Raw genomic sequence first — 24,228 nt, forward strand, 5'->3', positions numbered from 1 at the left:
TGACCGCCTGGCGAACGTTCTCCTTTGACGCGGAGACTCTTCGGCTTCGGTTTCTTATATCCGTCCGATGACGGTGGCTTGCCCGAATTTCTACTATTCTTGTTGATCTGATTTTCGAGTTGTTTCACGCGTGCTTCCAGCTTTTGAACGGTGGCAAGCAAATTCGTAACGAGTGTAACGATACTCTCTGGATCTTCTTTACAAGCTTTGAGAATCTGCTCACGCAACACGTTTCAGCACCTCGCACAACAACCAGAATAAAGGAAAACGGATCACCTATTCGTGGGATAAGTTTACAAAAAAATTTCCGCCATGTACAGCAGAGATTTGTTGTTTGACATTTGAATAGAACCTGAATAGTTACATTTTGTTAAGCTTTTGCTCCAAATACTCTATATAGGTCGAAAGACAGGTTGATACGATGTTTTCTCATCTGAATACTTTGACATTGCGAGCCTCTTTTGTCGCTGGACAAGAAGGCAGATTGCCCCCATACCTGGGCTCGACGTTGAGAGGACTCATCGGGCATTGCATGCGGGATTTCGTATGCCCGACGCCTCATGTGAAGTGTCATCGATGCGATATCAGGCATCATTGCGACTATGCCCAGACGTTCTGCTCCCCCGGCAACGAAGCCGGAGCGGTCAATCCCTTTGTGCTGCGGCCGTTAGTCCGCGGCAAAACGGACTGGCAGCCGGGCGATCGTTGTACGTTTGATCTGACCTTGATCGGCGATGCCACTCGCCGCGCAGGACTTGTATTGGATGTGCTGCAAGCGATGGGAGAGCGGGGATGGGGCGCGGAACGATTGCCTTTTGCTTTGGAAAGCGTGATCGATCCGGCCAGAGAACGTCTCATTTATTCCAGCGGAAAAACGTGGATGCGAAACTTGCAGCCGCTCCCGCTGAACTGTTCTGAGCGCGCTGCGACCACCGTTCTCGTTCGCTTTGATACGCCGGTACGCATTCTGGTAAATCGAAAACTTTGCCGCTCCCTGTCTTTTCCCGTGTTGATCCATTCCATCATTCGCCGGCTTGCCTTGCTCTCCCAAGCCTATTCTCAGCACATGATCGAGTGGGACCAAGAAGGGCTGCTGAATGAAGCCAACACTATCCAAACCGTGCAGCAGCATTGGCGGTATGTCGATTTTGAACGTTATTCGATGAACCGGGCGGGGAATAAGCTGAATTTGCCGGCCATTGAGGGATGGGCCTGTTTCGAGGGGAATTTAGCGCCTTTTACGCCGCTGCTTGAAGCGGGAGCGCTGCTGCATGCCGGAAAAAATTCGACCATCGGGTTCGGGCATTTCAGCGTGACTTATGATCGATAATGACGAGGGGGCGCCAATAGATACCGGTGCCGGCCCGCTTTCTAGGCCGCCCACATCCAGCCCGGGGTTCCGGGCTTTGTTTTTAATCTATTTGTTGTCATCAGGTTTGCATATTTTCAGCCCTTTGCCTTGCTTATTGTCAATGCCCTCATTTAATCTTCCCCCTCCTGTAAAATAATCTTCCGATCTTCATGTCATCCTTATATACACCTTCAAGAATGCTCAGGTGCGAATGCCAAGCTCCCATGATTTTCCCGGGAGATTCGCACCTCTTGATTTTACTGGGTTTTTGGCATTTTATCGTGAATTTGGCTTTGTTTTTTTAGTATAATAAAAGGGCATTCGCACTAAAGGGCTTTCAAACCCTTGCCGCTCAAGGGCACTCAAGCGATGCTGTCGCATCCCGTACGGGGTGCGTGGATTGAAACCAGCAATGCTATTATCTTGGCAAGGCCATCCGAAAGTCGCATCCCGTACGGGGTGCGTGGATTGAAACCATGCCAGTACAAATCATCATCAACGGCGAGAACGCGTCGCATCCCGTACGGGGTGCGTGGATTGAAACACCAGGGAGCCGGCGGCGTCCGACGGGAACCGGCGTCGCATCCCGTACGGGGTGCGTGGATTGAAACAATAATCTCGGGGTGGATTATTTTTTGTTGTGGGTCGCATCCCGTACGGGGTGCGTGGATTGAAACTCCTTCGGAAGCGTTATTTTATCGTACTGGTCATGTCGCATCCCGTACGGGGTGCGTGGATTGAAACAGCTTATCCCAAGTAGGACCAAGTGCCGAATCTTGTCGCATCCCGTACGGGGTGCGTGGATTGAAACCGCTGAACCCCCTTGAAATTGCGCAACGGCAAGCGTCGCATCCCGTACGGGGTGCGTGGATTGAAACCCCCCAATGCCTCAGGAGGTGCTCCAAATGCCGCGGTCGCATCCCGTACGGGGGGCGTGGATTGAAACGCCATCAGGGTCGGCCAAATGATTGTGCCGCTACTCGGCTCTCAACGAGTCCACAATCAACTGCACGTAGCGCTCTAGCATGTCGATGTCCTCGCAGCCAGGCTCGGGAACGACCTTTTTTCGAGTGGCGAGGCGCTGCATCAGCCCCAGCATCGTTTGCGTTACCGTCTCGGCAAGCAGTTCCGGGTCGGAGTCGGCGCGCAGGGAGCCGTCCCGAATTCCTTCGACGATAGTATGGACGGACGATTTTTTTAAATTCGAGATAAATTGGCTGTATTTGAGCTGCAGCTCCGGCGACGGGTAGTCAGAACTGTACGCATGGTCGAATATTGCCGTGAAGCGGATATAATCCTTATTTTCCTTGAAAAAATCGAGATAGTTCTGCAGGTATTGCCGCAGCTTGTCCGCCCCGCTTTGGCCTGGCTCCATGCGCTGCACACGACTTTCGCTTAATTTGGTCAAAATGCTGATTTGAATATCAAAAATGATGTCGTGAATGGAACTGTAATGGCTGTATAACGTTACCCGGCTCGTGCCAACCGCTTGCGCGATATCGCCAAACGTGACGCCGGTAATGCCTTTTTGCAAAATGAGCGCGAAGGCGGCTTCCCGAATCTCTTCTTTAAACAGATGGCGGTACTTCCGCTGGCGTCTTTGTTTCGGTTCCATACAAGCTATCCCTCTTTGCTAATAGTGATTGCGCTTCGTTCATTATATCGCAAGTCCGGCTGCAAGCGCACGAAAGGCCGGGCCGTATAAGCATTATTTTTATCTTTACAGAGTGTAAAATATTTTATACAATGTGTAAAGATTGTTGCGCAGCAATTCGAATTACAAAGGGTTACATCTGAGAGAGGGAGAGTGGAAATGACCGTTCGGAACATGAATTTTGTCTTTTTCTTTCCGGATGAGATGAGAGCCGAAAGCCTCGGCTGTTACGGGCATCCGGCGGTGAAGACGCCGAACCTGGACAGGCTCGCCGAGGAGGGCGTCCGTTTCGATCAGTGCCATGTGCAAAACCCGGTATGCTCGCCTTCCCGGTGCAGTCTGATGACCGGATTGTATCCGCATTCATCGGGGCATCGGACGCTGTGGCATTTGCTCCGCCCACATGAGCCGAGCCTGTTCCGGTACTTGAAGGAACAAGGCTACCGCATCAAATGGTTCGGCAAAAATCACCTGTACAACGACGAATATTTGCAGGAGATTTTGGGAGACGAGGCGTATTTGACAGCCGAGGACAAGAGAAAAAGCTTTCAGGGCGATTTGGCGGTAAGAAATCCGTACGATCCGGAAGATCCGCGTTATTACAGCTTCTTGTTGGAAACGGATTCCAACCAGCCTCAGGGGCGAACCGAAACCGAGCTCCATATCGAAAAGGCGATCCGCTTCTTGAATTCGGATGAGGCCAAAGAACAGCCGTTCATCGTGTTCCTGCCGACCTTGATGCCGCATGCGCCCTATGTTGTCCCTGAGCCTTACTACAGCATGTACGATCCGAACCAGTTGCCTCCGCTTCGGCCGGAAGGCCTGCCGGGCAAGCCGTCCTACCACGCGCTGATCCGTTCCTACCGGCGGCTCGATCAGATCAAGGACGATACGCTCAAGAAAATACAAGCTGTGTACCTGGGCATGATCAGCCACGTCGATGCCGTCTTCGGAGATTTGATGAAAGCGATTGCCGATAACGGACTGGACGATTCGACGACGGTGATTGTATCCTCCGATCACGGCGATTATGCGGGAGACTACGGTCTGGTGGAGAAATGGCCGAACGGCATGGAGGATTGCCTGACCCGGGTACCGTTGATCATACGCTCGCCCGGCTGCAAAAGCGGCCATGTCGTGCGCGAACAGGTCGAGCTGTTCGATGTGATGCCGACCGTGCTGGAGCTGGCGGGAACGCAGGCAGCGCACGATCATTTCGCCCGCTCGCTCGTGCCGCAGCTGGCAGGCGAGGCAGGAGATCCGCAGCGAGCCGTGTTTGCCGAAGGCGGTTATAACAAGCGCGAGCCGCATTGCTTTGAAGGCGATCCGGTGCGGGACGCCTGGTTCGCCAACAATCCGGCAAGCTATTATTGGCCGAAGGCGAGACAGCAGCAGGAGCATCCGGACAGCGTGTGCCGCACGACGATGATGAGAACGCGGCAATACAAGCTGATCCGACGAACCGACGATGTGAACGAGCTGTACGATCTGGAGCAGGACCCGCTCGAGCTTCATAACGTATACGATCATCCGGAGTACTCCGAGATTCGCCGGGAGATGGAGCGCCGGATGCTGGAGTGGTATTTGGAAACGTCGGACGTCGTGCCAAGGAATTCTGATCCCGGCATGTTTTTAACGAAATCCACTGATTAAAGCGAGGGAACGCCTCATGAGCGAGAAGCCAGCCGGCAGCACAATGAATCTCGGACAAGTGCTCAGCTATTCTGCAGGCAATTTCGGGTTAAATCTGTTTTTTGCTTCGATTTCAACCTATCTGCTATATTTTTACACCGATAACTTCGGCTTGACGGCCGCGGCAGCGGGAAGCGTTATTTTCAGCGCCAAACTGGTCAATATTGTCGCGAACCCGCTGATCGGCTTGCTTGTCGACCGGACGAAGGGGCGCTGGGGGAAATTCAGACCCTACTTCCTGTTCGGCAGCGTTCCCTTGGCGCTGATCGGCATACTGACGTTCACCGTTCCGGATTGGAGTCCGGCTGCCAAGCTCGTTTATGCTTATCTCACCTATTTTTTATTCAACATTTTTTATTCCGTCGTCAATGTGCCGTACAGTTCCGCCTTGGCGGCAATGTCCGGCGACTACCAGGCGAGATCGCGCATCTCGTCGGTCAAAGTATTCGTCGGACAATTCGGCGGGCTGATCGTAACGAGCGCCACGCTTCCCCTCGTCCATCTCTTTGCCACGGAAGCACGCGGCTTTATGCTCGTCCACACCCTCTACGGAGCGGTTCTGGTCGCGATGCTTCTGATTACATTTTGGGGCACGAAAGGCGTCGGGCATTCAAGCGAGGCCGAGGCCAAACCGGCGTCAAAGCGCGCGAACCCGCTGACATTGGCAGATCAGCTCAAAACGGTCATTTTCAACAAATATTTGCTCTTTCTCCTCGTCTTCATTCTGGTGTATCAGTTGGCGCTGTCGACCAAAAATGCCGCTGCACTTTACTTTTTCAAATATAATCTGAACAATGCCGGGCTGTTTTCCCTGTTTTCGCTGATCGGCTTTTCCATCCTGATGCTTGGCATCGTCGCCAATCCGTTCCTGGTCAAACGATTCGGCAAGCGCAATGTCGGCATCATCAGCCTTCTGATTATGGTCGTGAGTTTAACCGGATTTTATTTTGTATCAGACAGCGTGGCGATGGTATTCGTTTTCGGCGGAATCAGCTATTTTGGATTCGGCTTGATGACACCGCTTCCATGGTCCATGGTACCCGATACGATCGAATACGGGCAGTGGCGAACGGGAGTCCGCTCGGAAGGCACGATTTATTCGTCCTTTATCTTCGTGCAGCTTCTCGCAACGGCTATCGGGGCGAAATTGTCGGGCACACTGTTAAGCGCTTTCGGCTACGTTCCGAATGCGGTCCAGACCCCGACGGCGCTTCACGGGATTTTGATCATGTTTACGGTTGTGCCTATTATCGGTGCGATCATCGGCATCGGGACGCTGTTGTTCTATAAGCTGGATGAAAAAACGTTCCAACGCTATGTCAAGGAGATCAAGGAAAGGGAGACCGGCGGCACGGATGCTTCCGGCACGGCGAACGCCGGACAGCTTCGGCCTGCCGAGCATTCTTCGACATTGAATCATTGAGGATGAGACCGGCCTTGTGCCGGTCTTTTGAACGTTACGGAGAGTGGTCGCTCATCCTTGAAAATACGTCGATAGACGTTTTTCTTGCGATAAGCCAGCATTGGCAGCAGTGCCGCCGGCGGAGCGGGATTATTTGACTGAAAACAGAAGCTTCTTGCCGGCCAATCCGATGACGAAAATGACGAGGCTCACCCATGGCGCAACCGTCAAAACCGGCAGCGCATCCCCCAGCCAAATTCCCCCGATCAAGATCGCTGCCAGGCCTGCCATGTACAATCCCATGTAGCGGATTTTAACAGTAAACTGATTCTTATCAGATCTGAATGCATCTTTCTTCAACCATAGAAGCAGCATATGGATCGGATATAGGAGCCGCCGGCAATAAAAAGGAGCGAGGATACCCGGACTTGCGTCATCCGCTCTATCGGCCCCCCAACCCACATTGTAATGAATCCGGCCGCCGCCTGCACGAAGAAGAACCAGGTCAGCACAATCCAAGGGACCATTAGATGAAATTGCAGCGCGCCCAAGACGTTCATTTTAGGCAGCTGCTCGACCAATTCTTTGCAATAAGCCTCCGGATCGCTGCCGAAAACGTCCCGGGCCGTCCGGCCCTTGTCCTGGGCTTCCAGCAGATGCTGGGCGATCTCAAGCAGCAGTTCCTCGCTCTTGGCTTCCTGCATGCGGCTGCTGCGAATGTAAACGATCATGTCCTGATAGTAACTCAGATTTTCGGGCGACATGGCATCCTGAAGCTTATTGTTTTCCTCGATCATCTGTTTTATATTCATGTGGAAGGTCCTCCTTGGGCTAAAATATGATCCACGCTTTCCTTCAGCGTCCCCCAATGCTCCTTAAATTGCTGCAAAATGTCCCGGCCTTTGGCGGTTAACCGGTAATACTTGCGGGGAGGGCCTCCGGCGCCGGGCTCCGACCTTAGCGTTCCTTCAATCAGCTCTTCCCTTTGCATGCGGAGCAGCAGGGGATAGATGCTTCCTTCGCTCACGAAAGTGAGTCCGCTGTCTTCCAGCAAAGCGCCAAGCTCATAGCCGTACACTTCCCGGTGCTCCATGAGAGCGAGAATGCAGCCTTCGAGAATGCCCTTGAGCATCTGGCTTTGGGTGGTCACGACGGAATGTCCCCCTTCCCTATATTGCTATGCAAGGTAGTTGATTACGCTGGGGGATGGCCACGAATGCCGAATCGAGCCGTGCCGCATCAGGCTGCTTGCTTCCCATGACCAGCTCATAACGGAACCGCAACTACCTTGTTATGCAATATATTTTATCAGGATTACTCTTGCAATGCAAGGTAGCTGATCACAAAAACAAGCCCAAATTGCGTGCTTGTCATGAAACAAACGAACTCCAATAAAAATAACCGATAAAAATCCAATAAAATCATATCTTACGCATCAATCAACCCTTAATTCATGTTAGGATAAACAATGAATATCATTGTACGAAGGGGCTAGGTCGATGAAACGTTCGGAGATTACCTTTGATATGGAGTCAGTCCCCTCAAGCATAAAACCTTACCTCAAGGGGGCAACCATTTACGACAGCAGCTGTTCCGAAACGGCGAAAACATTGCTGGTTTCGGGCGCGGAACGCGCTTTTCTAAAGATCAGCCAAAGAGGTACGCTGGAACGGGAATACCGCATGACCGAATTTTTGCATAAGCATCGGATTGCACCGAAAGCGATTGCCTATGAATCGGATATAGAGAACGATTATCTGCTGTTAGAAGCGGTCAACGGCGAAGACGGGACAGCGGAGATGCACCTCGACAACCCGAGCCAATTAGCCTGCGTATTCGGTGAATATCTCAACATGCTGCATTCCTTGCCGATCGAGGGCTGCCCCTATAACGACAGAACGAAAGAAATGCTGCACGATGCAGCCGCTCGGGAAATAGACCTCCGCGAACTGAACGAGTCGGGGTATTCCGCAGTTGACAACGTGATCATCCATGGCGATTACTGCTTGCCGAATATCATCATGGATCGGTTTATGTTCCGAGGCTTTATTGACCTTGGATCTGGCGGGATCGGCGATAGGCATTACGATCTTTATTGGGGATTGTGGACGCTGCAATATAATCTGAAGACCGATAAATACGGGCCGATGTTTTTGGATGCTTACGGAAGAAATCATATTGACGAAGACGGACTGCATTATTTTACAAGGCTGGTTCAGATGACAGATTAAAAGCCTCTCAAGCAAAGGAGAAATAGGCCATGGCTCAACGTCCACGGCCTATGTTTATTTCCGTTCATCATCCAAGCTTATCGCCTCCACCCGCTCCACCAGCGAAGCATATCCCTGCACCGACTGCGCGATATAGGAAAGCACGGTATCGCTCCAACCATAAATATAGAAGGTTTGCGGATCCTGCTCCGGCACCATCGCATGCCGGTAAGGGGCGATGTCCACGATGAACGCTTTGACGTCCCGGTTCACTTTCGAGCGGTACCGCCCCAGCTCCTCGTAAAACGGGCTTCCGCTGTTTTGCTGCTCGTCGGTGATGATAATGATTTGATCGACGTGTTTTCGCTCCTGGATCAGCTTTCGGACAGGCGCCCCCGTATCCGTTCCTCCGCGGGCGCGAATTTGCGCCGCCTGCGTCAAGATGCTGTCATGACGGGAAGGCTTGGGATCCTCGACCGCCGTATCGAACAGCCAGAATAGCGAGTTCCCCTGCGTCTTCTTGTACAGCGCCAAGGCGAATACCGCGCCGATCTCTAAAAATTGGCCGTCCATCGAGCCCGATATATCCAGGAAAATGGCTGTCTTCTCTCCGAGCTCCGGCAGGTTGCCGAACGTCAGCTCGGCAGCTTCCCGCAATGCGTCGCGCAGCTCCGGATGCTCCACCTGATGGAAAGCCGTGGCGAACCGGAACGGCAAAATTTTCGCTTTCCTCAGCGCCTGTTCATCGGTGATCCGCTGCACCGCATAATCCAGGTGGCGCCGATCCTCGAAGACGCCCGCCCGCTGCAAGGCATTCATATGCCGAAGCAGGGCAAACGTCGGCATCTGGTAAAGCAGCGCTTCCCAGACCGCTTTGGACGGCTTGATGGCGCCGGTCACCGTCTCGTACGGAAGCTTGCCGCGCTCGATCCATGCGATCTGCTCCTCCTCCGTGGAAGCCAGCTTGAGCTTTTCCAAAGCCTCCACCTGGGGCAGCAAAGCAAGGTTAGTTTCCAATCCCCGCAAATACCGGAACAAGGCCTGCTGCTTCAAATCTTCCGGCTTCGGATGCGCCGTTGCGATGGCGTCTCCCAGACTGTATCCGCGTCCCCGTCCGTTGTACTTGATGGCCCAATATTCGGACACCTGGGATAAGAAGCGATTCACCTGCCGCTTCACAGCACGGCCGCCCTCGCCCCGTCCCATCCCTTGAAGGATCGTCAGGAAATCCGCCAAGTCGGAAGGAATCCGCACCACTTGCAGGAAAATCTTCGCAAACAGATCCGAACGATATATCGAAAGGATAGCCAGACCAAACAAGGGCTGCAGCCGCATAAACCCTTCGTTCCGCGCAAATACAATCGCCTTGGCCATGAAATTCGGGCTGCGCTCCGCCATTTCATGGTGCAGCCGTTCCGAATCGCCGAGCAGCTCGTTCTGATCCGCATAAAAGGTGTTGCTCATCGTATTGGTCAGCAGCGTCTGCAAATACTGCTCCTCAAGAGATCGGGTGAATGCCGGGTAATGCTCTTTATTCCATGTATTCGGTTTTGACGAACCGAACAGCTTCTTGGCCATACTCATGATTTCATGCCTCCTTGCTGCAGCATCGGTGAGGAAAAGGCGGAATAGGTTATGATGCAGGAGTCGAACCTGCCGTACTTGCTTGAAGTACACCATTCGTCGATTGGAAGTCGAAGAAACCCTTTCCGGCGCCTCACCGGCTGCCAAAGTCCTTTTATATAACGAAGCGAGGGAGTGATTGGAAAAGGCCGTTAGTGCCTGACAGTCACCTCATTACTTATCCCATATAAGTCGAAGAAACCCTTTCCGGCGCCTCGCTTCGTTATTCTCCTTGTAAAGATCACCGAGGAAATAGGTCGGAAAGGTACATGCTGCTCTACCACCTGAGCTATTCCTCCTGGAGGAGGAAGTTGGACTCGAACCAACGACAAGCCGATTAAAAGTCGAAGTAGCCCTTCCATGCGCCTCGATGATCTTTGTTCAGCCGTCCGCGTCATCGCGCCGGCCTTCTGTAACTATATTCGCTTATTTGGGGAGCAACGAACATGGCGAAAGTATTACGACGATACGAAAAGTTTTCCGTTCACGCAAAAAAATAAGCTCCAGCGCCCGCTTGCAAAGCCGAACGCTTGAGCTTTTATGACATGCTTCCATCATCCTTCTACTGCGGGTTCCATACCGTGCAGCACTCCCTCGGCACCTCGTCCGCCAGCCACACCTCGCCGCCCGCGTGATAGAACTGAACGCCCCATTGCCCCGCTTGCTGCGTATCCACCTTAAGAATCGCCAACTCTCCCCGGCGGCTTCCCGCGAGCGACGCGAAATGGGTGCTTTCCGACAAATGCACATACTGCCGGCCCATCGGGCTGATCCCTTCCTTCAAAATCGACGGGAGCGAGTACTTGTTCGTGCCGTGATAAAGCACCGCCGGCGGTTCCCCAGCAGTATATTCGATCTTGTCATAGCTGTGGCCGTACCTTGCCCTTATCCGGCCATTCTCGATGTCAAAGCGCTGCTTATCCGAGTTGCGGACGACCCGCTCGATATCTTCCTGCTTCACCCACGACCACCTGGGCTGGGCGTTAATAGCTTTCAATAAGGCGCTTAACGGACACGAGCCGTCCTTCGGGTCCAGGACGAGGCCGAATTCCTTCGGCGTGTGCCGCAGCAGCTTCGTCATCATTTTGCTTAATTTGGTGTCCATGGCTTGATTTTTAGACATTGCTTTCACTTCGCTTCCTCATGCTTCTTTGCACGTAACTTCGATGAATAGCATTATAACGATTTCGAAGGCTCCGGGGTAGGGAATGCTTCGTTAGACACAAACTTTCCCTTACAGGATACGCAGGGCGAATGAGGACAGGTTTCGTGTCGATGCTTTAAACGAACTATTGCAAGGAATATCCTATCAGGATATGGTAAATGTAATTGGAAAATCATGAGGGAGCGACGGAATGATGAATAAGGTGCTAAAAATGTTAGGGATATGCGCCCCGTTGGTTTTTTTGGCGGTCTGCGCCTGCTTTCTCTTTGTTAACCCATCCTCCAATAAACCGGCGTCATTAAGCACGATGGGGATCGTTACGGCCATGCTCGTCCTCCCCTCCCTGCTCGTATTGTATGGCGTGCTGACTGAGCGAAAAAGGCTGGTGCGGATTGGGGCCATTTGGGTGCTGCCCTACGGAATGTATGCCGGACTCGCTTCCATTCCGAGTATCTGGAACATCTTCGCACTGTGTATCGTCTGCTATTGGATCGCGGCGCTTGCAAAAAAATGAGCTAAAACCTGCAATGCGAGAACACCGCGCCGCTAAAAGCTGCTATCGAATCAACAGCGCCGAAATCAGCAAAAATTGCAGCGCCCCTGCGATCTCGATGATTCCCGCCTTCCAGGGACGCAGCGAAGCGCCCGCATACGCGAAGGCGCGCACGGCCGGGAACACGTAAGCCAGCGTCAGCCAGGGATATCCGGCCGCCCACGGCACTGCGAGCATTACCGCGTGGTAAATGCGGGCGCCAAGCATCCAGCGCCGGTTCGTCCGCTCGCGGAACACGCTTTTGACGAAGAAGGCGCTGCCCGTAAAATACAAAAAACAAAGCAGCACGACAGCCGCCATCGTCTGATCCCAGCCGCCACCGCCGACCAGATAAGCGGCCGCGCCGCCGATGGAGAAGGACATGATCGCGCACAGGTCGTTCATGATCGCCCGCTCCGATCTGCATCTGGCATGCCAGAGGTTGACGGCAAGCAGCGCCAGCAGCGGCAGGGCAAAATAGAACAGCTCCTTCTGCCGCAGCAGCGGCAAAATGAGGCAGGCGATGGCAGCCGCGCCATAGCCCGCGCTCCACCGAAGCCAATGGCCTCGGTTCGCCGTTCGTTTGACGGCTTGCAGGAGCGGATACGAGGACAGGTAGATCAGCAGCCAGGCCAGAAACAGCAGCCCGTGGATTGGCTGCGGCTCTCCGGCCAGCATGCCGAGCAGGAACGGCACGCTGACCATCGCCCAGCCGCCATGCTCGTGCGGAATGACGATGCTGCGCCTGGTCACAGGAACATCGCCCCTTCCAGCGGAATCGCCTGCACCAGCTCACCCCGGCCGATTCCCGTCTTGGTCGGCGGAATGACGATCAGGCAGGCGGCCTCCTTGATCGACAGCATCGCGCTCGATTGATCCAGACCGACCGGCCTGACATAGCACTGGCCATCCCGGATATGCCATGAGCCCCGAATATAGCGCGGATACGCGTTCACCTTCCGGTAATCCTCGTCGAGATAAGCGGCGAACGGGCGCGGCAACGGCTCGGCGGCTCCTTGCATCCCCAGCAGCACGGGACGGACGAACAGCTCGAAGCCGACGAAGCAGGCGGAAGGATTGCCCGACAGACCAAGCAGAAACTTGTCTCTCCATACCCCTGCCGAGGTCGGGCTGCCCGGCCGCATGGCGACTTTGTTGAACAGCGTCGTGCCTTTCCATCTTAGGAAGAAGTCGGCCATGATATCGTAATCGCCGACGGAGACTCCGCCCGTCGCGATCACAAGGTCCGCATCCGACGACAGCAGGCCATAGATCATCCGCTCTGCCCGCGCCGCGTCGTCAGGGACTTGACCGGCGAAGAGCGGCTCGCCTCCGGCCGACATGATTTGCGCCGCCAGCATGTAGGCGTTGCTGTTTCGGATTTTCCCCGCCGCGAGCGGCTCTTCGACCTGCAGCAATTCCGTCCCCGTGGAGAGGATGGCGACCTTGGGCCTGCGGAATACGCTCACGCGGGAATATCCGAGCGCAGCGAGTACAGCCGCCTGCCCCGCCCCGATCCGCTCGCCCCGCCGCAGCAGCACCGCCCCGCTGGCGGCTTCCTCGCCGATGGGCGATAGATTGGCGCCTTCGCTGACGGCTCGGCGGATGATCACGGAGGCTCCGCTGCCTCTGGTCACTTCCTCCGTCATTTCGAGCATCACGACGGTATCCGCGCCATCGGGCACCATGCCGCCGGTCATGATTCTCGCCGCTTGCCCCCGGGCGATCGTCTGCCGCGGCACCTCGCCGCAAGGAATGCGCTCCACGACCTTAAGCTCGACCGGCGCGAGCGGGGAAGCCTGCGCAATATCTTCGCTGCGGACGGCGAATCCGTCCATGCCGGACCGCCTGAAGCGGGGAATCGGCTCCTCCGTTCGAACATCTTCCGCCAGCCTGCGGCCGATGGCATCGCCAAGCCCGACCAGCTCCGTCGGAGCGGGGCGGAGCCGGTCCAACACCGCTTGTCTGGCATGCTCTACCGTCCATGCCTGTCTGCGAAATTTCGCCTCCAGCCTCGTTGCCATCCGCATGACCTTCTTTCCTCTAAAAATTTTTGTCGTATACCTCGTACACATAAAATTCATCATTCCGTGACAAATCAGCATCAAATGCGGCAAACCATCCGGCTCAACTTCGGTTAAAGTAGAGAAGAAGAGCAAAATCGAAATCCGGAAGGAGGACTTCGATGAACAAGGAAAAAGCATCCGAATTTCTGCAGCAGGTGCCGTTGTTTCACGATCTGAACGCCCAGGAGCTGGAGCGGATCGAAGACATCGCGATCTCCCGCTTTGCCGCCAGAAAGTCGACGATTTTCCTGGAGGGAAGCGAGAAGGAAGCCGTCTACTTTATCCGGAACGGAGGGGTGAAAACCTACAAAACCGACGAGAACGGACATGAGCAGATCGTCTCCTTCTTGAAAACCGGCGATATGTTCCCTCACACCGGCTTCTTCAACCAAAATCCATATCCGGCCACGGCCGAAGCCATCGTCGACACCCATCTGTACGCCATCCCGGTGCGGGCGTTCGAGCAGGTCATGCTCAGCACCCCTTCGATCGCCGTCAAGATGATGCGCGTGATGGGCGATAAAATCCGCGACCTGCAGGAAAAGCTGCAAGTTTTGTCAGGCCAGGACGTGAGGCATCGATTGCTGTCGTTCCTGATTCAGCTTGCCGAATATCACGGCGATCCGCGGGGCAGCAAGATTGTCATCAACCTGCCGATGACTCACCAGGAAATCGCCAGCACGATCGGCACCACCCGGGAGACGGTCAATCGATTGCTGAATCACTTCAGCAAGGAATCGCTGCTGAAGTTCGAGCGCAACCGCATCGTTATTATGGAGCTGGAGGCGCTGAAGCGGCAAAGAGAGCTGAAGTAGCCCACAAGCCGCCTCTTGACCGCCTATGACTGGCAAAGCCCCGAAACGCTACGGCTTCGGGGCTTTGCTGCAGCCGATGCGACGAACGCATCCGGCTGTCTCGCGCCGGCTTACCCGCCCATCGGCGGCACGGGCTGATCCTCAATGCGCGGGAACAGGACGTTGTTCTCCAGGTGGATATGCTGGAACAGATCGGATTCCAGCTCGATCAGCTTTTGAAAGGCGAGCGTGTACGTTCTGCACGCTCCCGGCGGCAGCGCATATCCGTCCGTGACGGCTCTCATCTCCTTCAGATAGTTCCCGACGGTATGGTGATCCGTCTCCAGCTCGCGCAATCCCTTCACCGCCTGCTCGCGCTTCTCGGCCGTCGGCTCTTCGGCATATTGCCGCAGCAGGGGAAAGAGAACCTCCTCCTCGACAATCAGGTGCTGATCCAGCTCGATTTTCATCTGGTGGAACGCCTTATGCAGGAGCGACAGCTCGGGATGCCCGCTGCCGTGTACGCGCAAAATTTTGGTGACGAATTCGCTCAGCAGCGGCAGCTCCTTGCGCAAATAAACATGATGATGTTGCACGATATGGTCGATCAAGTCCGCAATCGGCGCTGCCCGCCAATCGGTCTCGCGCCGACTATCCCTGCTCTTCATCTCGGCGTAGCTTTCGTTCAGGCGGCGCAAAATCTCATTCTCGTCCAGCTTGCGTTGCCGAATCGCTTGCCGGAGGGACAGGTCGCCTCCGCAGCAGAAGTCGATATTCACTTCCTTGAACAAATGGCTGGCTCCCGGGAAAGCGGCGACGATCGCGCCGACCTTTTCCTCCCCGCTAAAATGCTGCTCCATCGAAATCCACCCTTTCCGCTTTTGGCTTTCCCTTAAAGTATAAGCCCGTTCCCGCGCACTTGTTGTGATGCAGCCCACAGTGCGGCCTCGCGCCTGTTCGCTTGCGAACACGAGCCTGCGCCTCTCAAGAGCGTGCCTGGCGTTTTTAAGTGCGCACCAGGCTCCAAGTGCGCAGCAAGCGTTTCAAGCGCTCGCCTGACGTTTTAAGTGCGTATCAGGCTTCAGCTTCAAGCCCGTACCAGGCTTCAGCTTCAAGTGCACACCAGAGCAGACGTTCAAGGAGCGTACCAAGCGTTTCAAGCGCTCGCCTGACGTTTTAAGTGCCGTACCGCGCTTCAAGGGTGTGCCTTACGCTTCAAGGGCGTACCAAGCGTTTCAAGCGCGGCCGTCGCTGTACGCGGAGCGCGGGTCTATCCCGTTTTGCCGGGCGGTTCGCCTGCCTTGCCGATGTCGCTGAACATGCCTGCGTAGTTTTTGACCTCGCCGGCGTCGTTGCGGATGGCCGAGATGGTCAGCCACTCCAGATAGATCTCTCCGTTTTTGCGCTTGTTCCATATTTGCCCCTGCCAGTACCCTTTCTCCCGCAAGGAGCGCCACAACGCTTCGTAGAAGCTCTTGTCCTGCTTGCCCGATTTCAGTATGCTCGGCTTCTTCCCGATCACTTCCTCCGCGCTGTAGCCGGTGATCGCCGTAAACGCCGGATTGACGGAACGAATGACGCCGTCGGTATCGGTCACCAGAATCGCTTCCACGGTATTCTCCAAAATATTCGCCGCCAGGTACAGCTTATCCTGATAAAACATCCAGATTACCAGAATCAGACTGGCCAGCGCCACCTGCGAAAGCGCCATAAACACGATGGCATAATGCCCTGTCATGCTGTACAGCGTCGCCAGGACAGCGGCGGGAAAAAGCCTCCCAGTCCGCCCATCGCCGAGATAATTCCGTTGGCGATCCCGGCCTGCTTGGTGAAATACAGCGGCACCAGCTTGAAAATCGTGCCGTTGCCGATGCCCGCGCACAACGCCACGGTCAGGCAGCCGACCGTATACAGATGCATCGACGGCGAGAACGACAGCAGCACTGCGGCCACCGTTAGCCCGGCAAAGACGAGCATGAGAATTTTGAACGGATTGAACCGGTCGCCGAGCCAGCCCCCTACCGGCCTCATCGCCGTCGCCAGGACGATAAATCCGGCTGTCCTCATCCCTGCGTCGACTTTGCCCAATTGGAAATGGCTTACCAGAAAGTTGGGCAAATATACGGTGAAAGCGACAAACGCGCCGAACGTCAGGAAATAGAACAGGCAGAGCAGCCACAGCTTCTCATTGCGCGAGACGTCCTTGATCTGCTGGCCAAGCGGCGTCTTGACCGGCGTCTCCTGGCGGTCGCCAAGCACGAAGGTGAGAGCAGCCATGGCAATAAGCAGAATACTGTAGCTCATGACCGTGTTGGACCAGCCAATGTAGCTGGCGACGACCGGGGCGCCGAACGACGAGATCGCCGTCCCCATATTGCCGATGCCGTAGATGCCGTTGACGAAGCCGTGCCGCTCCTTCGGATAGTATTTGGGCAGCGAGGTGACGCCGACCGAGAACACCGCCCCGCCGATCCCGAGCAGGACGCCGCCAATGACGAGATCGGCGAACGAATCGGCCCGGCTGATCCAGTACACGGGGACAAGCAGCAACACGAAGCTGATCATGAACAGCTTGCGCGCGCCATAACGGTTCGTCCAGTACCCGACGGGAATGCGCAGGATTGACCCGAACAGGACCGGTATCGCCGTCGCCCAGGCGAGCTGCGCGCTGGTCAGTTCGATCTCTTCCTTAATAAAGGGCATCAGCGACGACAAAATCACCCACACCATGAAACTAAGGACAAGGCTGATCGTCTGCAGCGGCAGTTGATAAGCTCCCTTGCTCCCCATCTCTAGATGGCCTCCTTCCTGTTCTGCCGGTCATGAAACGCGGCTTCGGCCCCCGCTTCGCCTCTGCGCCGATACAGCACGTAGCTGCGCCGCAAATACCTAAGCGGCAAGCTGAACAAATGCACCAGGCGCGTGAACGGAATGACGAGATAGAGCACGAATGTCGTCAAAATATGAATTTTGAAGCCAAGCGGCACAGTCTGCATCAGCTCGGGGTCCGGCTGGAAGACGAGCACGCTGCGCACCCATGGATTGATCGTCGTCCGGTAATCGAAGCCGGAGTGGCTGAGCGCATTCGCCGACGTCACCGCGAGGCCGCTGAAAATGACGATCGCCAGCACCACGAGCGCGATCATGTCGCCGGCGCTGCTCGTCAGCCGGATGCGGGCTACGGCGAAGCGGCGGTACAGCAGGATCAGCACGCCGATGAACGTAACGATGCCCGCTGGCAAGCCGCCGATGATCGCAGCCAGGTGATACGCCTCGTCGCTGATGCCCAAAGAGCGGTACACGGAGACGGGAACGAGCAATCCGGCGATGTGGCCGCAGAATACGGCGATGAGACCGTAATGGAAAAACAGGCTGCCCCATCGCAAAATCCGCTTCTCCAGCATCTCGCTGGACTTCGACGTCCAGCCGAACGGGTTCGTCACATAGCGCCAGATGATCGCTGTGACAAAGATCGTCAATATGATATAGGGCAGCACACCCCACAAGAACAGCTCCAGCTTGTTCAACGGACTCCCCCCCCTGTCAGCGGCAGTTCGGCGGCAAGCTCCGCAGGCGCCTCAGGAGCGATCTGCAGCAGCAGCTCGAACAGTCCTGTATACGGGCTCCCCGCTTCCGCCAGCGCCAGCCGGATCGATTGCAGCGCAGACCGGCTTAAGGCCAGCACCTCCTGCGCCGCCGGCCAAGGTGCCGCTGCCGCGAACTCCAGCACAAGCGGCAAGTAGTCGGACAGCTCGCCATTTTCCAGGATAAAGCCGGCTTCGGCATAGCGGCGCTTCCAGGCGAGCAGCACCGCGCCGCGCTCACGTTCCTCTCCGTGCTGCTCATACGTCAGATACAAATTCGTTGCTCGGCCGAAATCGAAGGTGCGCACATATTGCTCCTGCCATGCGATGTCGCTGGCCGATTCGGCGGCATTCAGGAACGCTTCGATGCGTCCGGCCGCCTCCGCGTCGGCTTCCGCGATCTCTGCCGCCATCTCGCGGGCTGCGGGCAGCTGCTGCCGCCACTCGTTGCCCGGATACTCCAGCAGCCGGGACAGCAGGCCGCACACGCGCTGCGATGTTCCGATATCCATACGAACAGTCTCCTTCCCGATCAAAATACGCCGCACGAGCCGGGCCCGCCAGCAAAATCCAGTCCGCATCCGCCCTGCTCATTGAACAGATCAGCCACCTGCTCGCGATGCGCCGGCGGGATGACAAAGCGGTCATTGTACTTGGCGATAGCCAGCAGACGATACATGTCTTCGACGGTTTGCGCGCTCTGGCCGATCGCTTCCAGCAGCGCAGGATCGCTGTCGCGGCCCGTCTGCTTGTTGCGCATATGGATGCGCATTACCGCCATCTTGCGCAGCACGTCCCGGATCACTTCGGTATCGCCTGCGGTCAGCAGGTTGGCGAGATATTCCACCGGGATGCGCATATTATCGATGGCCGGGAAGATGTCGTTCGGGTCCAGCGCGCTGCCCTGCCCTTCGATCCGGTTCGTGATCGGACTCAGCGGCGGCACATACCAGACCATCGGCATCGTCCTGTACTCCGGATGGAGCGGCAGCGCGATGCGCCATTCCATCACCATCTTATAGATGGGCGAGCGCTGGGCCGCCTCGATCCAGTCCTCCGGGATGCCTTCCTTGCGCGCCTCCCGGATCACCTCCGGATCGTTCGGATCGAGGAAGAGGCCAAGCTGCGATTCGTACAAGTCCTGTTCGCTTGCCGTGGAGGCAGCTTCCAGCACCTTGTCCGCGTCGTAGAACATCAGGCCGAGATAACGGATGCGGCCGACGCACGTTTCCGAGCAGATCGTCGGCATCCCGGCCTCAATCCGCGGGAAGCACAGCGTGCATTTTTCCGCCTTGTTCGTCTGCCAGTTGAAGTACACCTTTTTGTACGGACAGCTCGATACGCAGAAGCGCCACGCTCTGCAGGCATTCTGGTCGACGAGAACGATGCCGTCCTCCTCCCGTTTGTACATCGCTCCGGACGGGCAGGACGAGACGCAGGGCGGATTGATGCAATGCTCGCAGATCCGCGGCAGGTACATCATGAACACCTGCTCGAAATCCATCTTGATCGATTCCTCGATCCCCCGCATATTCGGGTCCTGCGGCCCCGTCACATGCGCGCCGGCCAGATCGTCCTCCCAGTTCGGCCCCCACTCGATGTCCATGAACGATCCGGTCACTTGCGACTTGGCCCGGGCAACCGGCTGATGTTTCTTCCCGGGGCTGCTCGTCAGCTTCTCGTAATCGTACGTCCACGGTTCGAAATAATCGTCCAGCTCTGGCTGATCCGGGTTATGGAAAATGTTCAGCAGCCGCTGGGCGCGGCTTCCCGACTTCAATTCCAGCTTGCCGTTCTTGAGCGTCCAGCCGCCGCGGTACCGCTCCTGATCCTCCCACTGCTTCGGATAACCGATGCCCGGCTTCGTCTCCACGTTGTTCCAGTACATATATTCTGCCCCGGAGCGGTTGGTCCATGTATTTTTGCACGTGACGCTGCATGTGTGGCAGCCGATGCATTTGTCCAGATTCATCACCATGCCGACCTGCGCTTTAATTTTCAAGCCAGTCCACCTCCTGCAATTTCCGTATGACAACGTTCAGGTCCCGCTGATTGCCGGTCGGCCCGTAGTAATTGAAGCCATAGCTGAGCTGGGCGTAGCCGCCGATCATATGCGTCGGCTTGACGTGGATGCGGGTCGGGCTGTTGTGCGTGCCGCCGCGCGTCCCGGAGATCGAGGTGCCCGGCACATGGATATGCCGATCCTGCGCATGGTACATGAACGCCATGCCCCGCGGCATGCGGTGCGAGACGACGGCGCGGGCCACGACGACGCCGTTGCGGTTGAAGCATTCGATCCAGTCGTTGTCGGCGATCTGCGTCTCGGCCGCATCCTCGTGGTTCAGCCAGATCGTCGGCCCGCCGCGGAACAGCGTCAACATCGGCAGCGCGTCGTAGTACATGCTGTGGATCGACCATTTGTTATGCGGCGTCAAATAGTTCAGCACGATTTCCTTGCCGCCCTCGACCGGACGCTTGCTGTTTGGATGAAACGGCTTATGCTTCAGCGTCGGCTTGTAGGTCGCCAGCGTCTCGCCGAACTCGCGCAGCATCTCGTGGTCGATATAGAACTGCTGCCTTCCCGTCAGCGTCCGCCACGGAATGAGCCGCTCCACATTGGTCGTGAACGGGGAATACCGGCGTCCGCCCTTCTCGGAACCGCTGAAGGCCGGCGAAGTGATTACGGACTTGGGTCGGGAGGTGATCTCCTCGAACGAGAAGCACTCCTCCGCGCGCTCCTCCGCCAAATCCTTCAGATGCAGCGCCGTTTTCTTCTCCAGCGCTTCCCAAGCCTTCACCGCCATCTTGCCGTTGGTCGTGGAGGATAGCGTCAGAATCGCTTCCGCCACATTGCGGTCTGAGCTCAGATCAGGGCATCCTTCGGCGATGCCCGACCTCGTTACGCCGAGCACCCGCTTCAGCTTCTCGTACTCCTCGGATGCGGACCAGGCGATCCCCTTCGTCCCGATCGGCCGCTCCTTGACGAGCGGTCCGAGCGAAATCATTTTCTCGTATACGGCTGCATAATCCCGCTCGACGACGTGAATATGCGGCATCGTCCGGCCCGGAACCGGCTCGCATTCGCCCTTGCTCCAATCCCGGATGCGCCCGAAAGGCTGGGCCAGCTCATCCACCGAGTCGTGCAGGAGCGGCGTGGCGACGATATCTTTTTGCGGCTTGTCGAACTGCCGGGCGGCCATCTCCGAGAAGGTGCGGGCCAAGCTTTTGAAAATGTCCCAATCGGACCGCGATTCCCACTGCGCGGACACGGCTGGATTGAACGGATGAACAAATGGGTGCATATCCGTGCTGCTCAGGTCGTTTTTCTCATACCAGGTCGCAGCCGGCAGCACGATGTCCGAATACAGGGCGGTTCCGGCCATGCGGAAGTCGAGATTCACCAGCAGATCGAGCTTGCCTTCAGGCGCGTTCTCCGCCCAGGCGATCTCCTCGGGACGCAGGCTGACCGTTTCGTCGTTCAGCAGCCCGTTCGTGGTGCCGAGCAAATGCTTCAGGAAATACTCGTGGCCTTTGCCCGAGCTGGAAATCAGATTCGCCCTCCATACGAACAGGACGCGCGGGTAGTTGACCGGATCGTCCGGAGCTTCGATGGCGAACTGCAGGCTGCGCTTCTTGAGCTGCCCGGCGACATAAGCCGCGATCTCTTCCTTCGTACGCGCCCCCGCCTGCTCGGCGTCGCGGGACAGCTCCAGCGAGTTGCGGTTGAACTGCGGGTAAGACGGCAGCCAGCCCAATCTTGCCGCCAGCACGTTATAATCGGCATGATGCCGATATCTCGCTTTACCCACGAGCGGCGATACCAGCTCGTCGACCGGTGTCTCTTCATAACGCCACTGGTCTGTGGCGAAGTAGAAGAACGACGTACCGTTCTGCTGCCGCGCGGGCGCCGTCCAGTCTCTGGCAAAGGCGACCGTCTGCCAGCCTTCGGCAGGACGCAGCTTCTCCTGGCCGACATAGTGCGCCCAGCCTCCGCCGTTGACGCCTTGGCAGCCGGTCATCAGCACAAGGTTGATAACCGCCCGGTAGATGACGTCGGAATTGTACCAGTGGTTGATGCCTGCGCCCATAATAATCATGGACCGCCCCTGCGTATCGTTGGCGTTGCGGGCGAATTCCCGGGCGATCTGCACCACCGTAGCCCGGTCCACCCCGGTAATCTTCTCCTGCCAGGCAGGCGTGAACGGCTTTGCTTCTTCGGATGCCGGACTTGCGTCCCCGAGCCCCCGGTCGACGCCGTACTTGGCCAGCACCAGATCGTAGACCGTCGTCACGAGCAGCGATCGGCCGCCGGAGACGATGCGTTTGACCGGTACGGCCCGTTCCATCACGTGACGCCCTTCGTCGTCGAAGTAAGGAAGCCGCAGCGTCAGCGCTTCATCGTGCACGCCCAGCAGCGAGAGCCGCGGATCGATCGGCTGATCGTCCTCCGCTGTCTCCATCCGCAAGTTCCAGCTACCTTCCTCGCCCCAGCGGAAGCCGAGACTGCCCTTCGGCACCGCCCAGGTCCCGGCGTTGTCGTCGTACACCACGGTCTTCCACTGCACATTGTTGCCTGCCGCGCCCAGGTCTTCCGCCACGAGGAAGCGCCCCGGCATATATGCGCCGTCCCGCTCCTCAATCATCACCAGGTTGGGGAAATCTGTATACTGTTTGGCATATTGGATGAAGTAATCGGTCGGATTCTCCACATAAAATTCCTTCAAAATCACATGCCCCATCGCCATCGCCAGCGCGCCGTCCGTGCCCGGCTTCACCGACATCCACGTATCGGCGAACTTGACGTATTCCGCGTAATCGGGACTGATCGAGACGACCTTCGTCCCCCGGTAGCGCGCTTCGGCGAGGAAGTGGGCGTCGGGCGTGCGCGTCATCGGCAGGTTGGAGCCCCACACCAGGATATAGCCGGAGTTAAACCAGTCGCTGCTCTCCGGCACGTCCGTTTGATCGCCCCAGATTTGCGGCGAGGCCGGCGGCAAATCCGCATACCAGTCGTAGAAGCTGAGAAGCGGCGAGCCGACTAAGGATAGAAATCTCGCTCCGGCAGCGTAGCTAACCATCGACATGGCCGGGATCGGCGAGAAGCCGATGATGCGGTCAGGCCCGTACTTGCGAATCGTATGAATCATCGAAGCCGAGATGATCTGCGTCACTTCATCCCACGAAGCGCGCACCAGCCCGCCCTTGCCGCGGGCCGACTTGTAACGGCTCGCCGTCTCCGGATTCTCTACGATGCTGGCCCAAGCCCGGACCGGATCCTGCTCCCTTCGCAGCGCCTCCCGCCACAGCTCCAGCAGCACCCCGCGCACATACGGGTATTTGACCCGCAGCGGACTGTACAGATACCACGAGAAGCTGGCCCCTCTCGGGCATCCGCGCGGCTCGAACTCCGGCATATCCGGTCCGGTCGAAGGATAATCCGTCGCCTGGGTTTCCCAGGTGACGATGCCGTCCTTGACGAAGATTTGCCAGCTGCACGAGCCGGTACAGTTCACGCCGTGCGTCGAGCGCACGACCTTGTCATGCTGCCACCTCCTGCGGTACATATCCTCCCAATCCCGGCTGGCGGGCGAAATCTCGCTGTGGCCGCGCGAATGCTGCTCTCCCCTGCGGAAATAACTCAGTTTTTGCAATATCGGCGATTTGTTCTTGCCCATTATTCTCCTCCTTATCTGTTGCGGAGTAGCGCTTTCTGTTCCCCAATGTACCATCGATTCCGTTCGGCACGTTGTGATTGGCGTCACCCGATTTACTCTAAAACCCTCATTTTCATAAAAACGACACAAAGACCGCCGGCGATGGGACTTCCGACTCCTTTTTGGCGTTAAAAGAGTGCAACTTTCGTCACATTATGATTTACTTCAATAAAGCAATAAAGCGATCTCCCGGCAGCGCGTCAGTGTGCAAGCCGCTTCAGCGTGCGGACTCTGCGCCAGTGTTCGAACTCTTGCATTAGCGTGCGAACTGCGCTTTAACATTCGAACTCTGCGTCAGCGTGCGAAACCCGCTTTAACGTTCGAACTCTGCGTCAGCGTGCGAAACCCGCTTTAACGTTCGAACTCTGCGTCAGCGTGCGAACTCCGCTTTAACGTTCGAACTCTGCGTCAGCGTGCGAACTCCGCTTTAACGTTCGAACT

21 protein-coding genes, 1 pseudogene and 1 CRISPR repeat array are annotated in these 24,228 nt (G+C 56.6%); of the genes and pseudogenes, 6 read left to right on the forward strand and 16 right to left on the reverse strand.

Going from position 1 to position 24,228, the window contains the following annotated elements; all coding sequences use genetic code 11:
- A partial coding sequence (locus tag F591_RS32435; protein ID WP_245581111.1) for a DUF6444 domain-containing protein occupies positions 1-230 on the reverse strand: 230 nt, incomplete at its 3' end.
- 191 nt (positions 231-421) lie between these two features.
- Here F591_RS32435 and cas6 point away from each other — a divergent pair.
- Positions 422-1,330 (forward strand): CRISPR system precrRNA processing endoribonuclease RAMP protein Cas6, encoded by a 909-nt coding sequence (gene cas6 / locus F591_RS0123065; protein WP_026326839.1) that lies wholly within the window; start codon positions 422-424, stop codon positions 1,328-1,330.
- Between the two features lie 395 nt (positions 1,331-1,725).
- Positions 1,726-2,297: a CRISPR direct-repeat array (repeat unit 33 nt; unit sequence GTCGCATCCCGTACGGGGTGCGTGGATTGAAAC).
- 30 nt (positions 2,298-2,327) lie between these two features.
- On the opposite strand, the gene F591_RS0123070 is transcribed toward cas6, so the two are convergent.
- Positions 2,328-2,966, reverse strand: a complete 639-nt coding sequence (locus F591_RS0123070; RefSeq protein ID WP_019536975.1) for a TetR/AcrR family transcriptional regulator — start codon at positions 2,964-2,966, stop codon at positions 2,328-2,330.
- Positions 2,967-3,164: 198 nt separating this feature from the next.
- Here F591_RS0123070 and F591_RS28840 point away from each other — a divergent pair, with 198 nt between their 5' ends.
- Entirely contained in the window at positions 3,165-4,658 is a 1,494-nt protein-coding gene (locus F591_RS28840) for a sulfatase family protein (RefSeq protein ID WP_019536976.1), read from the forward strand.
- A gap of 16 nt (positions 4,659-4,674) precedes the next feature.
- The gene (locus tag F591_RS0123080) at positions 4,675-6,120 is read left to right on the forward strand and encodes a glycoside-pentoside-hexuronide (GPH):cation symporter (protein WP_019536977.1); all 1,446 of its coding nucleotides are present in this window, start codon (positions 4,675-4,677) and stop codon (positions 6,118-6,120) included.
- Between the two features lie 129 nt (positions 6,121-6,249).
- Here the strand turns inward: F591_RS0123080 and F591_RS33040 are convergent, their stop codons facing one another.
- From F591_RS33040 to F591_RS0123090, 3 genes are read right to left on the reverse strand one after another with little or no spacing between them, the layout of a single operon-like run.
- A complete protein-coding gene (locus F591_RS33040; RefSeq protein WP_245581112.1) occupies positions 6,250-6,459 on the reverse strand; it encodes a hypothetical protein in 210 nt (69 codons plus the stop codon).
- Positions 6,456-6,911: a DUF1129 family protein gene (locus tag F591_RS28845; RefSeq protein ID WP_019536979.1), complete on the reverse strand. Its 456-nt coding sequence runs from the start codon at positions 6,909-6,911 to the stop codon at positions 6,456-6,458. Before F591_RS28845 ends, F591_RS33040 begins: the two co-directional genes overlap by 4 nt.
- Entirely contained in the window at positions 6,908-7,231 is a 324-nt protein-coding gene (locus tag F591_RS0123090; RefSeq protein WP_040742380.1) for a PadR family transcriptional regulator, read from the reverse strand. The genes F591_RS28845 and F591_RS0123090 overlap by 4 nt, the downstream gene beginning before the upstream one ends.
- Positions 7,232-7,598: 367 nt before the next feature.
- Here F591_RS0123090 and F591_RS0123095 point away from each other — a divergent pair, with 367 nt between their 5' ends.
- Positions 7,599-8,330, forward strand: coding sequence for an aminoglycoside 3'-phosphotransferase (locus F591_RS0123095; protein WP_019536981.1), 732 nt, complete (start codon positions 7,599-7,601; stop codon positions 8,328-8,330).
- A 54-nt stretch (positions 8,331-8,384) separates the two neighbouring features.
- Here the strand turns inward: F591_RS0123095 and F591_RS0123100 are convergent, their stop codons facing one another.
- Both F591_RS0123100 and F591_RS0123110 read right to left on the reverse strand, forming a co-directional pair.
- Positions 8,385-9,893, reverse strand: coding sequence for a TROVE domain-containing protein (locus F591_RS0123100; protein WP_019536982.1), 1,509 nt, complete (start codon positions 9,891-9,893; stop codon positions 8,385-8,387).
- A 601-nt stretch (positions 9,894-10,494) separates the two neighbouring features.
- Positions 10,495-11,055, reverse strand: a complete 561-nt coding sequence (locus tag F591_RS0123110; RefSeq protein WP_211217620.1) for an RNA 2'-phosphotransferase — start codon at positions 11,053-11,055, stop codon at positions 10,495-10,497.
- Positions 11,056-11,287: 232 nt separating this feature from the next.
- On the opposite strand from F591_RS0123110, the gene F591_RS31720 reads away from it, so the two are divergent.
- Positions 11,288-11,611 (forward strand): hypothetical protein, encoded by a 324-nt coding sequence (locus tag F591_RS31720; RefSeq protein ID WP_019536984.1) that lies wholly within the window; start codon positions 11,288-11,290, stop codon positions 11,609-11,611.
- A gap of 42 nt (positions 11,612-11,653) precedes the next feature.
- On the opposite strand, the gene F591_RS0123125 is transcribed toward F591_RS31720, so the two are convergent.
- The gene (locus F591_RS0123125; RefSeq protein WP_019536985.1) at positions 11,654-12,382 is read right to left on the reverse strand and encodes a YwiC-like family protein; all 729 of its coding nucleotides are present in this window, start codon (positions 12,380-12,382) and stop codon (positions 11,654-11,656) included.
- Positions 12,379-13,653 (reverse strand): molybdopterin molybdotransferase MoeA, encoded by a 1,275-nt coding sequence (locus F591_RS0123130; RefSeq protein WP_156829677.1) that lies wholly within the window; start codon positions 13,651-13,653, stop codon positions 12,379-12,381. Before F591_RS0123130 ends, F591_RS0123125 begins: the two co-directional genes overlap by 4 nt.
- Positions 13,654-13,814: 161 nt before the next feature.
- Between F591_RS0123130 and F591_RS0123135 the strand changes: the two genes are divergently transcribed.
- Positions 13,815-14,510 carry a Crp/Fnr family transcriptional regulator gene (locus tag F591_RS0123135; RefSeq protein WP_019536987.1) on the forward strand — a complete coding sequence of 232 codons (696 nt, stop codon included), beginning with the start codon at positions 13,815-13,817 and terminating at the stop codon, positions 14,508-14,510.
- A 110-nt stretch (positions 14,511-14,620) separates the two neighbouring features.
- Here the strand turns inward: F591_RS0123135 and ric are convergent, their stop codons facing one another.
- From ric to F591_RS0123165, 7 genes and pseudogenes are all read right to left on the reverse strand, one after another.
- Positions 14,621-15,349, reverse strand: coding sequence for an iron-sulfur cluster repair di-iron protein (gene ric, locus F591_RS0123140; RefSeq protein ID WP_019536988.1), 729 nt, complete (start codon positions 15,347-15,349; stop codon positions 14,621-14,623).
- Positions 15,350-15,759: 410 nt separating this feature from the next.
- Positions 15,760-16,152: a PAS domain-containing protein gene (locus F591_RS33045; RefSeq protein ID WP_245581113.1), complete on the reverse strand. Its 393-nt coding sequence runs from the start codon at positions 16,150-16,152 to the stop codon at positions 15,760-15,762.
- Positions 16,132-17,279, reverse strand: a pseudogene (locus tag F591_RS28850) (nitrate/nitrite transporter); the annotation flags it as partial. The pseudogene F591_RS28850 and the gene F591_RS33045, both read right to left, overlap by 21 nt.
- Positions 17,280-17,281: 2 nt before the next feature.
- Positions 17,282-18,016 (reverse strand): respiratory nitrate reductase subunit gamma, encoded by a 735-nt coding sequence (gene narI, locus F591_RS0123150; protein WP_019536989.1) that lies wholly within the window; start codon positions 18,014-18,016, stop codon positions 17,282-17,284.
- Complete coding sequence (gene narJ / locus F591_RS28855; RefSeq protein WP_019536990.1) at positions 18,013-18,585, reverse strand: nitrate reductase molybdenum cofactor assembly chaperone; 573 nt, start codon at positions 18,583-18,585, stop codon at positions 18,013-18,015. Before narJ ends, narI begins: the two co-directional genes overlap by 4 nt.
- Positions 18,586-18,605: 20 nt before the next feature.
- Positions 18,606-20,075, reverse strand: a complete 1,470-nt coding sequence (gene narH / locus F591_RS0123160) for a nitrate reductase subunit beta (protein ID WP_019536991.1) — start codon at positions 20,073-20,075, stop codon at positions 18,606-18,608.
- The gene (locus F591_RS0123165) at positions 20,065-23,748 is read right to left on the reverse strand and encodes a nitrate reductase subunit alpha (protein ID WP_019536992.1); all 3,684 of its coding nucleotides are present in this window, start codon (positions 23,746-23,748) and stop codon (positions 20,065-20,067) included. The genes narH and F591_RS0123165 overlap by 11 nt, the downstream gene beginning before the upstream one ends.
- Positions 23,749-24,228: the final 480 nt, after the last annotated feature.

This window comes from Paenibacillus ginsengihumi DSM 21568 (genome assembly GCF_000380965.1).
Taxonomy (GTDB): Bacteria; Bacillota; Bacilli; order Paenibacillales; family NBRC-103111; genus Paenibacillus_G; species Paenibacillus_G ginsengihumi.